Source organism: Pseudomonas sp. Pf153, assembly GCF_001269775.1.
GTDB classification, from domain to species: Bacteria; Pseudomonadota; Gammaproteobacteria; order Pseudomonadales; family Pseudomonadaceae; genus Aquipseudomonas; species Aquipseudomonas uvaldensis.
Map to the genome: position 1 here is coordinate 52,097 of NZ_LHVL01000008.1, position 13,370 is coordinate 65,466.

The following is a 13,370-nucleotide window of genomic DNA, read 5'->3' on the forward strand; positions in this document are numbered from 1 at the left end:
ATGAGCAGGGCGGTCATGGTTCACATATCCCGCGCCACGCGGAACCCCAGCCAATCGCCCCGTGCATCGGGATAGACCGCGTTGCGATTGCCCGAGCGAGAGAACACCGGCGCTTCGCCCCAGTCATTGCCGCGGATGCGCCGCGCCTTGCAGTCGCCGCTGAGCCAGGCGCTGCCGTCGCTCGGGGCGCCGTCGTAGTTGGGGTTGTAGCAGTCAGCCGTCCATTCGTAGACGTTGCCGTGCATGTCGTACACCCCGAAAGCGTTAGGCGCGAAGCGCCCGGCGGGGGACGTGAAGTTGTAGCCGTCGCCCGCGCCGTAGGTATTGGCGTGCTGGGCGATGCTGTAATCCTTGCCGTCATCGAAGGGGAAGGGGAACGGGCCGGTGCTGCCGCCGCGGGCCGCGTATTCACGCAACGACTCGCTGACCAGGCGGTATTGTTTCCCGGTCTTTTTCGACAACCACGCCACGTAGGCAGTGGCTTCGTCGAAATTCATGCACACCGCCGGGTGCATGTCGGTGTACTGCTTGCCCGGGTCGCTGCCCTGGTAGTCGGGAACGCCGGCCTTGCAGGCACGGCCGGGGCGCTTGTCGGCGTCGGGCATCGTGTAGCCGGTGTCCTTGAGGTAGGCGAACCATTCGCCTTTGAGCACCTGGAAGCGGCTGATGGCCACGGGCCTGGCGAATGTCACCGGGTGCATCGGTCCTTCATCGGGCTCGCGGCCGACTTCGTCGTCCGGGGTGCCCATGGTGAAGGTGCCACTGGGCAGCACCACCATTTGCGGGCAGTCCTTGCAGTCTCGGAATACCTGGCCCGGTTGTGACGCCTGGGCACCGGAGGGCAGCAGGGCGGTGAGTGTCAGTGCCGGGAGTAACTTCAGCGAAAAACTGTTCATCCATCTCTCTCGATTAGATCAAAAAGGTTCGGTTCAGAGCGTCTTGCTCAGCAGCCCCATGAAGTGATCGATCTCGGCTTCGGTATTGAGTAGCCCAGGCGCGGTGCGGACCACTGGGCCGGCGTCGCGATGCACCGCGTCGGCGATCACCCGGTTTTTCATCAGGTAGGCGGCGATCTCGTCGCTCTCGCGGCCCTTGACCCGGAAGAAGGTGAAACCGGCGGACAGCTCCGGGCTCAGAGGCGTGACCAGTTCGATTTGCGACTTCGCAAGCAGCTGCTTTTTCAGGTAGGTGTTGAGGGCATGGATGCGCGCCTGCACCTCGGCCTTGCCCAGTTGCAGGTGCAGCTTGAAGGCTTCGTCCGCGGCCCAGCGATGCTCGAAGGCGTGGAAGCCCCCCGGCGTCATGACGGTGGAAAATGCCGTGGCTTCGGAGAACGTTGGAATGATCGGTGTGACGTACCTGAGCTCTTCGCTGCGGCTGCACACCAGGCCCGTACCCCGTGGACCGAACATCCACTTATGGGTGCCGGCGATGAAGAAATCGCAGTTCATGGCCGGGAAATCGAGGTCCTCGACGCCGAAGCCATGGACGCCGTCCACCACGTAGATGAGGCGTTGTGCATCGCTGCGGCCTTGATTGTGCTTGTCTACCAGAGCGCCGATCTTGTCGATGGGCAGCTTGACGCCGCTGCCCGAATGCACCCAGGTCATGCCCAGTACGCGGGTGTGCGGACGAATATTGCGGTCGATGGTCGCGAGGATTTGCGCCTCGCTGGCGTTGTGGGCGCTTTCGAACAGCTTGATCTTGCGCACCTGCGTGCCGTCCCGCTGATTGCGCAGGCCGAGGATGGTGTGGGTGGAATAGTGTTCGTGAGCGGTGGTGAGGATCTCCTGATCGGCGTTCACCTGAACGCCGCCGTAGATCATCGCCAGGCCCTCGGTGGTGCTGCCGGTGAGGGCGATCTGTTTCGGGCTCGCTTGCAGATAGCGTCCGGCCCAGGTCCGCACGTTCTCCTCGCGTTCCTCGGTGACGCCCAGGTCCCAGTCCATCAACAGGCCGGGGTTCTTATCCAGGGCGGCGCGGTGTTTTTCGATGGCTTCGCGCACCGGGCGGGGGTGGGTGGTGACCAGAAAGTTGGAGAAATGCAGGTAGTCCGGGTCCTGGTCGAACAAGGCGCGCAGCTGTGCCCATTTGTCTCGGGGCAACCGTGGCAGAGCGTCGGCACTCGCGGGCGCGGGAAGGCTGGCGACCAGTGGCAGGCCGGCGGCGAGAATCCCGGCCTGTTTCAGGAAAGTGCGGCGTTCATTCATGGCTGTACGGCCTTCTGGTTCGAGGTCACGGCTGGCCGGGCGGCTTTCTGCACCTGGTCCCAGACCCGCAGGAAGTTGCCGCCCCACAGCTTGGCGATGTCGGCTTCGGAGTAGCCGCGGGTGATCAGTTCGGCGGTGACGTTGCGGATGTCGCCCACGTCCTCCCAGCCTTTCACGCCGCCGCCTTCGTTGAAGTCCGAGCTGATGCCGACATGGTCGATGCCGATCTTGCGCACGGCATAGTCGATGGCATCGCCCAGGTCCTTGAGGCTGGCCTTGGGTTCTTCCTCCAGGATGCCGTAGAGCTGGGCGGCGTATTCGCCAAACCGCTGTTCCGGCCAGGCGGCGATGATCGGGTCGCCTGGCATCAGCGCCATCGCCAGGTTGGGCAATGGCGGCAAATCGAAGCGCGCGCGCAGGGCGTTGAGTTTGTCCTGGGTTTTTTGCGTCAGTGGGCGCAGGTATTGGGAGAAGCCAACGATCTGCACCACCCCGCCGCTGGCCTTGATCAGTTGCATTTCCTTGTCGCTGAGGTTGCGTGGGATGTCCACCATCGCCCGTGGCGCCGAATGGGAGGCCACCAGCGGTGTGCGGCTCAGCTGCGCGACTTGTTCCAGGGCCTGGGTCGACATCTGCGAGACGTCGATGATCACGCCCAGGTCGTTCAGGCGGCCCACGGCTTGCTTGCCGATGTCGGAAAGACCGCCCAGGGCGTCGGCGGAATCGTTGAAAAAGGGCAGCGGCCGCGAAGAGTCGGCCCAATCGTTGTTGCCGATGTAGCTGAAGCCGAACATGCGCATGCCCCGCGCCGTCCACAGGTCCAGCAGGTTCAGGTCGTGGCCCAGGGGATAGGCATTGAGCATGCTGATAAAAATCGCGAACTTGCCTTCGCCGTGCAGGCGCCGGAAATCGTCCGGGGTGTAGGCGATGGCGACCTCGTTGGGGAAGTCGCGGACCATGCCGGTGATGATCTTGTAGCGCACCTCCTGCTGGTTGCGCGCTTCTTCGACGAAACCGGCAGTGGGCCTGTGGGGGGCGTTGGGGCCGTTCCACAATTCCGGCCAGCCGAAGATGGTCAGGGCCGCGCCGGACAGGTGCCCGCGGTTGGCTTTCACCAGGTCGAACTGACCCTTGCCGTCCTTGTCGGCTTCGTTGCCGGCGGTGCCGAAATCCAGCGGCACGGTGATGTGGCTGTCGAAGGAAAGCAGGCGTTCGTGCAGCTCCCGGGCTTGCTTCATGACCTTGACCGGGTAGCCGGGGTTGTCCCGCCACCAGTGGTCCCAGGCCGCGAGGCCGCCACCGACCACCAGCGCCAGGGCCAGGGGCACACCGGTGAAAAGAGCCTTTTTCGAACGTCGTGTTGTCATTGCCGATCTCGATCTGGTTCGCCTTGGAAGGACAGGCGCGGGGCCTTTGCTATCTGGGGAGGACGAGTGGTTGGCGGGGAAATTTAGGTGGCCGGTGAGTCCCCCTGCAGTGTTCTTAAATTTGCCGGCCCACCCATCGTCCTAGCTTGGATAAAGCCCACCCCAGGGCCCGAACACAGGTAAGGCAATGACGATTTCTCGACGATGGTTCATGGCAGGCCTGGCGCTGACCGGTGCCGCCGTGCCTGCGGTTTATTACGGGCATCGCGAACTGACCCGGCCGGACCCCACCATCACCCCCGGCGAGGCTTCATTCGATGTGGCGGATGTGGCGGGCCAGCGTCGCGCCGACAAGCTGCGCGGTATCTGGACGATCCGTTTCACCGGGCGCGACGGCGGCGTCGATGGTCTGCCGAGCGACGGGCTGCAGCTGTTTCTCGACATCGCCCACAAGGGCCGTGGGGTGGTGGGTTGCCTGGATACCGCCGAACGCTTGCGTACGGGCGACGAGCCTCGTTACCGGGTGCTGGGCGACCTGGCCGGCGACGACCCCAGGCAGTTGAGTTGGCGACTTACCAGTGCCGAGCATGAAGCACCGGACTATGAATTCATCATGACCCTGGACGAGGTCTGGGCCGGCTTCGGCAATGCCGGTCGCGCCACGCTCAGCGGTCGCGTGTCGCGACTGGACCGGTCGGCGGCCCTGCCGGAACTCGACAATCAATTCATCGCCCTCAAGCAAGCGTTTCCCGAGGCCCGCGAACGCACGCCGCTGAGCCCCGCACTGCTGGCCTGGCTGGTGTCGCCCGAACATCGGTTGTTCCACCAGCTCTGGCACGCCTCGCGGGACAAGTGGCACACTCTGGACGAAGACAAACGCAACGCCCTGCGCGGTCTTGGATGGCAGCCCGGCCCGCGCGACCAGGAACGTGACGCCCGTGGCCCACGCAAGGACCGTAACGGCTCTGGCATCGACTTCTTTTTCATGCACCGGCACATGCTGAGGACGGCTCGTGCGTTCCAGCCGCTGCCGTCCTGGCAGCGCTTTCCCTTGCCACAGCCGGAGCTTGACCGTGATCGCCTGGGTTTCGCCCGGTATTTCGACAACCTCGACGGTACGGCACTGCCGCCTACCTGGCTGGCCGCCGGTGACGAGCAATACGCCCAATGGGTGAGCGACATCAAGACCGCGGAGACCTACCACAGCAACTTCCTGGTCTGGGAGTCGCGTTACCGGGATCCGCGTTACCTGTCGAAACTGACCCTGGGTCAGTTCGGTTCGGAGGTGGAGCTGGGCCTGCACGATTGGCTGCACATGCGCTGGGCCTCGGTGCCTCGGGACCCGTCCAACGGCCACCCGGTGCCGTTCGCCCGCGATCAGGCCGACTTCGCCCAGCGTTGGTTTGCAGTGGAAAACGACTTCCTCGGCGATCCGTTCTCCTCCCACGTGAACCCGGTATTCTGGGCGTTCCATGGCTGGATCGACGACCGTATCGAAGACTGGTTCCGGGCGCACGAGCGTTTCCACCCAGGCGAAGTGAGCCGGTTGGACGTCAACGGCGTGCCCTGGTTCGCCCCAGGCCGTTGGGTGGAAATCGCCGACCCCTGGCTGGGCCCGGACACCCATGGCTGCAGTACCACGCCTGGGTTGCAGGTTGGCCGCTCGGTAGAGATGGACCCGGAAACCATGAAACTGGCCCTGCGCATCACCTTCGGCAGCGATGACAAAAAGCTTTCCAAACTGTTCCGTCGGGTGCCGCAACGGCCCTGGTATGCGCGTAATCTCAAGGCCAGACCTGTGTAGTGCCTGGGCGAGGAGACCTGTTAGTTCTTACAGCAGACAGCCTCGTCCTCTCGGCATAGAGTGCCTGCACTGTCATCGGATCATCTGCGAAAGGAGGCTTCGAATGGAAACCAGCAAAGGCATCCTGATTACCTTGACCGAGAAAAACGGGTCGACTTTCGGGGCGGTGGAGATTGATTTCGTGACCCGCATGACGGGGTTCATCGATGACGACCCGGACACTGAGTTCATCGACTCGATTGTGTCCGCCTACGGCGTCCGAGTGACCAGGACAAACCCGCAAGGTCCCCTCGACAAGGTTTCGGTACATGGAGACATGGACGGGGATAACGACGTGGACGCAGCCGACAGTCAGGCGCTGATCGATCTCGCCATCGCCGCAACCAGGGTGCCCGAACCGGCAGGATAAACCCAGGCCACAGTGCCCGCGGTCCGTCAGATACACCGCCATCGCGGGCAAGCCCAGCTCCCACAATGACCGCAGCTTGTCAGATACACCGCGACCCCCTGTGGGAGCGAGCCTGCTCGCGAAAGCGGCGGCACATCCAGCATCACCGGTTCAGGTAGACCGCATCGCGAGCAGGGCTCGCTCCCACAAAATGTGGCTCTTTCATATTGGGGGGCTTGATAGGACTTTGCTCAGGACTACGGCCGTTCGGCGATATCCAGGGCACGGTTCGCCAGCAGTTCGCCCAACTCGACCATCTGCTGGACATGGTGCAGCTCCTGGTTATTCACGTGGGCTGACATTCATCACTTGCAGATCCGATCGCTGAAATCAGCAACCCGGAAACAGTAAAAGCCACGAGCCAGGCGCACAAGCCGGCGGATTCTGGCGCAGTTGTAGGCAATGACGTAAGGCGATGTAGCCTCGCTCGGGAGTCCTACGTTGCAGCCTCAACAAGACTGAAATCGACATCGTTGTGCCATGAGACGTTTGTCTGTGGGAGCAAGGCTTGCCCGCGATGAGAGCGACGCGTTTTTCAAGGAAGACCGAGTGGCCTTGATCGCGGGCAAGCCTTGCTCCCACAGTTAAATCCTCGCCACAAAGGTGCTCGGCTCGGGCGCTAACGCACCCGCCAACCCCCACCCAATGCCTTGTACAACGCCACGCTCGCCTGCACCCGCGCCAATCGCAATTGCACGTTCATGTCCTGAGCGGCGTAGAGCGTACGTTGGGTTTCCAGCACGGTGAGCAGGTCTTCGGCCCCGGCCTGATAGCGGCTTTGTGCGATGTCGAAGGCGTTCTGGGCTTGCTGTAGTTCTTCGGTTTGCCACTGCCGTTGCTGGTCGAGTCCGTGCACGGTGTTCAGGGCTTTCTCGACGTCGGCGAAGCCGTTGATGATGGCGCCCCGGTAGAGTTCCAGCAGTTCTTCCTGGCGAGCGCTGGCCTTGTCTCGTTCGGCCTTGAGGCGGCCGTTGTTGAAGATTGGCGTGGCCAGGCCGGCGCTGAGGTTGTAGACGTTGTTGCGCAGCAGTTGGTCGGCGATGTCGGCGCCGGTGGCCAGGCCCAGGCCCAGGGTCACGGAAGGCAGCATCGCGGCCCGGGCGACGATGATGTCAGCCTGGGCCGCCGCGAGGCGTGCTTCGGCGGCGGCGATGTCCGGCCGTCGGCGCAGCAGGTCGCTGGGCACGCCGGCGTCGATGGACGGCCAGTGCAAGCGGTCGAACGGTTCATCGTCGAGCCTGACCGCTTGCACCGGCTGCCCCAGCAACGTCGCCAGGGTGACCAGCGCCTCTTGGGCCTGCTGCTGCACTTGCGGCAACCGGCGTTGCTGGGCTGCCACCAGGCTTTTTTGCTGGGACAGTTCCAGGGCCGTGGCGCTGCCGGCGTCGTAGCGGGTCTGCACCAGATCGAGTACATGCCGGGCGTTGGCGAGGTTCAGCTCGGCGATGCGCTGTTGTTCGCGCAAGGACAGCGCCTGGGTGTAACTGTTGGCGACGCCGCTGAGCAGGGTCAGCTCCACGGTCGCCCGGTCGAACCAGCTGGCCGACAGGCTGCTCGTCGCACTGTCCCGGGCCGCTCGTTTGCCACCCCAGAAATCCAGCTCGTAGCTGGCGCTGAGGTGGGCATCGTAGTAATCGATGGTGCGGTTGTTCCGATCCACATCCAATTGGCTGTAACCCTTGCCGCGAAGCAGCTCCTGGCGGTTGCCGTTGAGCCCGGCCGTGATCTCGGGCAGCAGCGGGGCGCCGGCGATCACTGCGCTGGCCTGCGCCTGACGAACCCTTGCCGTGGCGGCCGCCAGGTCGTGGCTGTCCAGGCGTGCCTGTTCGATCAGCCGGTTCAATTGTGGGCTGCCGAAGTGCGTCCACCAGAGTGAGTTGTCAGCCTGGGTGCCTGACGTGTCGGGGTTCTGCCAGGTCAGTGGCGGCTGGATGCCGCTCTCCGGCGTCGGCATCGGAGTGCCGCAGGCCGCCAACAACAGGCCGGCAGCCAAAAGGGTCAGGTGCGCTTTCATAGGTTGGGGTTCATTCGCTTGTGAGGGCCGCGACCGGGTCGAGGCGGGCGGCCTTGCGAGCCGGCATGAAGCCGAAGACGACGCCGGTGACCAGGGCGCAGCCGAAGGCGCCGAACATCGCCAGCCATTCGAAGGCCACGGCGATCCTGCCCAGCAGCAACGCGCCGCCCACTAGCAGGGCCAGGCCGATGCCCGTCAGTCCGCCGACCACCGAGAGCATCACCGCCTCGGTGAGGAACTGGCGCAGGATGTCGCGCTGGCGAGCGCCGGTGGCCATGCGGATGCCGATCTCACGGGTCCGCTCGCGCACGGTCATGAGCATGATGTTCATCACACCGATACCGCCCACCAGCAGCGAAATCGCGGCAATGGCACCGAGCATCAGCGACAGGGTGCCCTGGGTCCGGGCTTCGGCCTGGATCATCGCGGCGTTGTTGGTCAGCTCGAAATCCCGCTTGCCGTCGTGCAGGCGCAGCAGGGTCCGGGAGATGGCCTGCTCGGCCTCCTTGACCTTGGTCGCATCCCTGGCGGCGATGACCACGTATTCGGGATGACGGGTGCCGAACAGCCTGACGCTGGCGGCGGAGTAGGGCACGGCGATGCGGTTGTCGGCATCGGAGTCGCCGGAGCTGGCGCCTTTTTCCGCCAATACGCCGACCACCTGGAACGGCATGTTCTCGATCAGGATGTAGCGGCCGATGGGGTCGGTGACGTCCTTGAGCAGTTTCTGCCGGACCTTGTGGCCGATCACCGCCACCGCTGCCGCACCTCGTTCATCGGCGTCGGTGAAGTAGCTGCCCTCGGTCACCGGCCAGTTGAAGATGGTCGGGAAGTTCGTGTCGTTGCCGCCCACGTAACTGGTGTGGTCGAGGTTGCCGAAACGCACGCTGGCGTTGGCGCCGTTGACGGGCATGATGCGTTGCACCTCGGGCAGGGCGGCGAGGGCGGCCAGGTCATGTTCGCTGATGATGCCTTTGGCGGCACGCGGGCTGGGCGCGGCACCGTTGAGGTAGATGATGTTGGAGCCGAAGGCGCCCATCTGGGCCATGACCTGGCGCTTGCTGCCTTCGCCCACCGCCAGCATCACCACCACCGAGGCCACGCCGATGACGATGCCGAGCAGGGTCAGGGCGGTGCGGAAGCGGTTGATCCACATCACCCGCCACGCCGCCTGTACCGCGTCCACCAGCTCGCCCTTCCAGGCGCCGTTGTGTTCGCTGCCGGCACTCAGGCGTTGCCGCAGGTCCACGGCCTGCAACGCATTCGGGTTGGCCCGCGGCGGTGTCGGATCGGCGTGGGCGCTGTCGCTGTCGCTGTCGCTGTCGCTGATGATCAGTCCGTCGCGGATTTCGATGATGCGTTTGGCCCGGGCCGCCACGTCGCGGTCGTGGGTGATCAGGATCACCACATGGCCCTGGCTCGCCAGCTCGTCGAGTAAGGCCATGACCTCGATGCCGCTCTGGCTGTCGAGGGCGCCGGTGGGTTCGTCGGCGAGAATGATATGACCACCGTTCATCAACGCCCGGGCAATCGACACCCGTTGCTGCTGCCCGCCGGACAACTGGTGCGGGCGGTTGCCGGTGCGGCTGGCCAGGCCCAGGCGTTCGAGCAGGGCGCTGGCCCGGGCGTGGCGCTCGGCGGCCGAAGTGCCGGCATAGATCGCCGGCATTTCGACGTTTTCCTGGGCGGTGCCGGACGGAATCAGGTGATACCCCTGGAACACGAAGCCAAACGCTTCGCGTCGCAGCCAGGCCAGCTCGTCGCTGGCCAGATGGGCGACATCTTCGCCGGCAAAGCGGTACTCGCCACTGGTAGGGCGGTCGAGGCAGCCGAGGATGTTCATCAGTGTGGATTTGCCGGAGCCGGATGCCCCGACAATTGCCAGGAATTCCCCGGCATGGATGGACAGATCGATGCCTCGCAGCACCTCCACCCGGGGACTGTCGCCCCCACCGTAGGCCTTGCGAATGTCCCGCAGTTCGATCAGCGGTGTGTTCATTCAGCCTCCGTTGCCGGAGGCCGGGTCGATCAGCACCCGGTCACCCTCGCTCAGGCCGTCGACAATCTGGGTGCGCAAGCGATCACTGACGCCGGTACGAACGGTGCGTGCCTGAACATCGCCGTTATCGGCCAGCACCCGCACCTGACCGGTGTTGTCCTGCAGGGCTGCGGTGGGTACGGTCAACACATCGTGAGCCTGGGCGGCGACGAAGAACACCTGGGCGGTCATGTCGGTCATCAGGGCGCGGTCGGCGTTGTCCACGTCCAGCAACACGGTATAAAGCACCACCCGCTCGGTACCACTGCGTCCGGCGGTGGGGCTGCCGCCCTGGCTGGCTTCCAGCGGGCGCGGCGGCACCGGCAGGATCTGGCGCACGGTGCTGCTCCAGCGCCGGGTGCCGCCGGCCAGGGTGGTGAAGTAAGCGGTCATGCCCGGCTTCACGTGGCCGATGTCGGCTTCCGAGACCTCGGCCCACACCGTCATCGGCGACAGCCGGGCGATGCGCAGGATCAGAGGCGTTTGCTGCTGGGCGTTGAGGGTCTGGCCTTCCCGGGCGCCGACGGCGACCACGGTGCCGGCCATTGGCGCATAGATGCGGGTGTAGCCCAGCTCGGCCTCGTCACTGCGCAGGCTGGCCTGGGCCTCGCGGATCCGCGCCTGGAACATGTCGATGCGCGCCTGGGTCGCCCGCACTTCGGCCTGGGCGGTCTGTACGTCCTCCTCGCGGGTGGCGCCGCCTGCCTTGAGTTGCTGCTGGCGGCGGAATTTCTGCTGTGCCAGGTCGTGCTGGGCACGCTGTTCCTGAAGCTGCGCCTTGAGGTTTTCGATGGAGAACCGACCGGCATCCAATTTGGCTTTTTGCGTGGACGGGTCGATTTCCACCAGCAACTGGCCTTCGCGAACCTCGTCTCCGGCTTCCACGTGGATCTTCTGGATCTGTCCGGAGGCCTGGGCGCCCACGTCCACATACCGTCGCGGCTGCAACGTGCCCAGGGCGGTCACGCTGTTTTCGATGTCGCCACGGCTGACGGTGACGGTGGCCAGGGGGGCGCGGCTGGGTACAACCGCCTGCCAGGCGGCGAAGGCGACGGCCGGGAGCACGGCAATAGTAAAAAGCCAGGCGCGTCGGGTAGGGCGAGGACGTTTCATGCAGGGTTCCGACCGGTGAAAACGGGCCCGTTCCGAGAGGCTGCGGGACGGACGGCTGTTTCGTTAAACGAGCGCTTTGGCCGGGAATTTACTGGCTGAAACACTTGGTAGCAGGTTGAAGGGATGCGCCATGTTTTGCGAAAGCCGAGGGGGCGAGTCAACTCCGACACAAACGAAAGCTTTAAATCTATATGAGAATTACTATAAATTACGTGATTGGATCTGCCACCATCGTGCTATTGCCTTGCGGGGCAAGCCGGGTGGCACAGGGATAGCTGGCGCAGCCATTGCGCACGGGAGTCATGTTGGAAAACTACTATCGCGAGCTGGTGTGTTTCCTGAACGCCAGGCTAGGCAACCGCCAGGCGGCCGAGGATGTGGTGCATGACGCCTATGTGCGGGTGCTGGAGCGGGCCAGCGACACGCCCATCGAACAGCCTCGGGCATTCCTGTATCGCACCGCGCTGAACCTGGTGATCGACGGGCATCGTCGCAATACCCTGCGCCAGGTCGAATCCCTGGATGTCCTGGACAGTGAAGAGCGCTTCTTCACGCCATCGCCCCATGCCAGCCTCGACCACGGTCAGCGCCTGGATATGCTGCAACGTGCCCTGGCCGAGCTGCCGCCGCTGTGCCGGGACAGTTTTCTGCTGCGCAAGCTCGAAGGCTTGTCTCATCCGCAGATCGCCGAGCGCCTGGGCATTTCCCGGGCGTTGGTGGAAAAGCACATCGTCAATGCCATGAAACATTGCCGTATTCGCGTCCGGCAATGGGACAAGGGCTGAACACCGCAGTGCGTTAAATTTTCTTTCATCGTCCTCGTTACCACTCAACAGCAACTACTGACGACTTGCCGGCCCGGTTGCATGGTCACCGCCGGCCGGTTTTTACGGCTTTTCGCGCCCTGTTGAGGGGCCTTCTCTCCAGAGGACACTGGACATGACACAGGCAACTGCAACGCCACACGTTCACGATTTGATCGGTATCGGCTTCGGCCCCTCGAACCTGGCGTTGGCCATCGCGTTGCAGGAACGCGGCCTGGTCCAGGGCGAGCTGGATGTGCTGTTCCTCGACAAGCAGGCCGACTACCGCTGGCACGGCAACACTCTGGTGAACCAGAGTGAGTTGCAGATTTCCTTCCTCAAGGACCTTGTGACCCTGCGCAACCCCACCAGCCCCTATTCGTTCGTCAATTACCTCAAGCACCATGGCCGCCTGGTGGACTTCATCAATCTGGGTACCTTCTACCCGTGCCGCATGGAGTTCAACGATTACTTGCGCTGGGTCGCCGCACAGTTCGCCGGGCAGAGTCGTTATGGCGAGGAAGTGCTGCGTATCGAACCGGTGCTGCACAACCAGCAGGTCGAAGCCCTGCGAGTGATTTCCCGCGATCGCCAGGGCGAAGAGCGCGTGCGCACCACCCGTTCGGTGGTGGTGAGTGCCGGTGGTACACCGCGTATTCCGGAGGCATTCAAGGCGTTCAAGGATGACCACCGGGTGTTCCATCACTCCCAGTACCTGGAGCGCATGGCGACTCAGCCCTGTGTAAAAGGCCAGCCCATGAACATCGCCATCATCGGTGGTGGGCAGAGCGCGGCGGAAGCCTTTATCGACTTGAACGACAGTTACCCTTCGGCGCAGGTCGACATGATTCTGCGCGGCTCGGCCCTCAAGCCGGCCGACGACAGCCCGTTCGTCAACGAGGTGTTCTCGCCACAATTCACCGACCTGGTGTTCCAGCAACCCCACAGCGAGCGTGAACGCCTGATCAACGAGTACCACAACACCAATTATTCGGTGGTGGATATCGACTTGATCGAACGCATCTACGGGATTTTCTACCGCCAGAAAGTTTCCGGCATCGCCCGTCATGCGTTCCGTACCCTCACCACTGTGGAAAAAGCCACCGCCACCGACGCGGGCGTGGAGCTGGCGGTACGCAACAATGCCACCGGCGAGGTGAGCGTGCGTCTCTACGACGCCGTGGTGCTGGCCACGGGGTACGAGCGCCAGACGCACCGCACCTTGTTGGCGCCGCTTGCGCAATACCTGGGCGACTTCGAAGTGGACCGCAACTACAAGCTGGTCACCGACGAGCGCTGCAAGGCTGCGATCTATATGCAGGGTTTCTGCCAGGCCAGTCATGGCCTGAGCGATACCTTGCTGTCGATCCTGCCGGTACGCGCCGATGAAATCGCCGGCTCGCTGTATGAGCATGGCAAATATCTCGGCCAGGGGCGCTCGGTGCGCGAACAACGGCTGGCCGCGGTGTAGCGACGTTCGGAACGTGTCAATCAACACAATCCTCGTGGGAGCGGGCTTGCTCGCGAATACGGTGGGTCAGTCGCTGTCTATGTTGACTGGTCTGACGCCTTC

10 protein-coding genes are annotated in these 13,370 nt (G+C 63.8%); 4 read left to right on the top strand and 6 right to left on the bottom strand.

Annotated elements, in window-relative coordinates; all coding sequences use genetic code 11:
- Nucleotides 1-20 precede the first annotated feature (20 nt).
- From AD666_RS03220 to pvdM, 3 genes are read right to left on the bottom strand one after another with little or no spacing between them, the layout of a single operon-like run.
- The gene (locus AD666_RS03220; RefSeq protein ID WP_053147499.1) at nt 21-896 is read right to left on the bottom strand and encodes a formylglycine-generating enzyme family protein; all 876 of its coding nucleotides are present in this window, start codon (nt 894-896) and stop codon (nt 21-23) included.
- A gap of 33 nt (nt 897-929) precedes the next feature.
- Nucleotides 930-2,210, bottom strand: coding sequence for an aminotransferase class V-fold PLP-dependent enzyme (locus AD666_RS03225; RefSeq protein ID WP_053147501.1), 1,281 nt, complete (start codon nt 2,208-2,210; stop codon nt 930-932).
- Nucleotides 2,207-3,577, bottom strand: a complete 1,371-nt coding sequence (pvdM, locus tag AD666_RS03230; protein ID WP_053147503.1) for a pyoverdine-tailoring dipeptidase-like protein PvdM — start codon at nt 3,575-3,577, stop codon at nt 2,207-2,209. Before pvdM ends, AD666_RS03225 begins: the two co-directional genes overlap by 4 nt.
- A 187-nt stretch (nt 3,578-3,764) precedes the next feature.
- On the opposite strand from pvdM, the gene AD666_RS03235 reads away from it, so the two are divergent.
- Nucleotides 3,765-5,381 (top strand): hypothetical protein, encoded by a 1,617-nt coding sequence (locus AD666_RS03235; protein WP_053147505.1) that lies wholly within the window; start codon nt 3,765-3,767, stop codon nt 5,379-5,381.
- Between the two features lie 103 nt (nt 5,382-5,484).
- Nucleotides 5,485-5,790: a hypothetical protein gene (locus AD666_RS03240; RefSeq protein ID WP_053147507.1), complete on the top strand. Its 306-nt coding sequence runs from the start codon at nt 5,485-5,487 to the stop codon at nt 5,788-5,790.
- Between the two features lie 658 nt (nt 5,791-6,448).
- On the opposite strand, the gene AD666_RS03245 is transcribed toward AD666_RS03240, so the two are convergent.
- From AD666_RS03245 to AD666_RS03255, 3 genes are read right to left on the bottom strand one after another with little or no spacing between them, the layout of a single operon-like run.
- The gene (locus tag AD666_RS03245) at nt 6,449-7,843 is read right to left on the bottom strand and encodes an efflux transporter outer membrane subunit (protein WP_053147509.1); all 1,395 of its coding nucleotides are present in this window, start codon (nt 7,841-7,843) and stop codon (nt 6,449-6,451) included.
- 10 nt (nt 7,844-7,853) lie between these two features.
- Nucleotides 7,854-9,842: a MacB family efflux pump subunit gene (locus AD666_RS03250; RefSeq protein ID WP_053147512.1), complete on the bottom strand. Its 1,989-nt coding sequence runs from the start codon at nt 9,840-9,842 to the stop codon at nt 7,854-7,856.
- Nucleotides 9,843-10,994 carry an efflux RND transporter periplasmic adaptor subunit gene (locus AD666_RS03255; protein WP_053147514.1) on the bottom strand — a complete coding sequence of 384 codons (1,152 nt, stop codon included), beginning with the start codon at nt 10,992-10,994 and terminating at the stop codon, nt 9,843-9,845.
- Nucleotides 10,995-11,296: 302 nt separating this feature from the next.
- Here AD666_RS03255 and AD666_RS03260 point away from each other — a divergent pair, with 302 nt between their 5' ends.
- Nucleotides 11,297-11,779: a sigma-70 family RNA polymerase sigma factor gene (locus tag AD666_RS03260; RefSeq protein ID WP_053147516.1), complete on the top strand. Its 483-nt coding sequence runs from the start codon at nt 11,297-11,299 to the stop codon at nt 11,777-11,779.
- A gap of 154 nt (nt 11,780-11,933) precedes the next feature.
- Entirely contained in the window at nt 11,934-13,268 is a 1,335-nt protein-coding gene (locus AD666_RS03265; protein WP_053147518.1) for a lysine N(6)-hydroxylase/L-ornithine N(5)-oxygenase family protein, read from the top strand.
- The last annotated feature ends 102 nt before the right edge of the window (nt 13,269-13,370 follow it).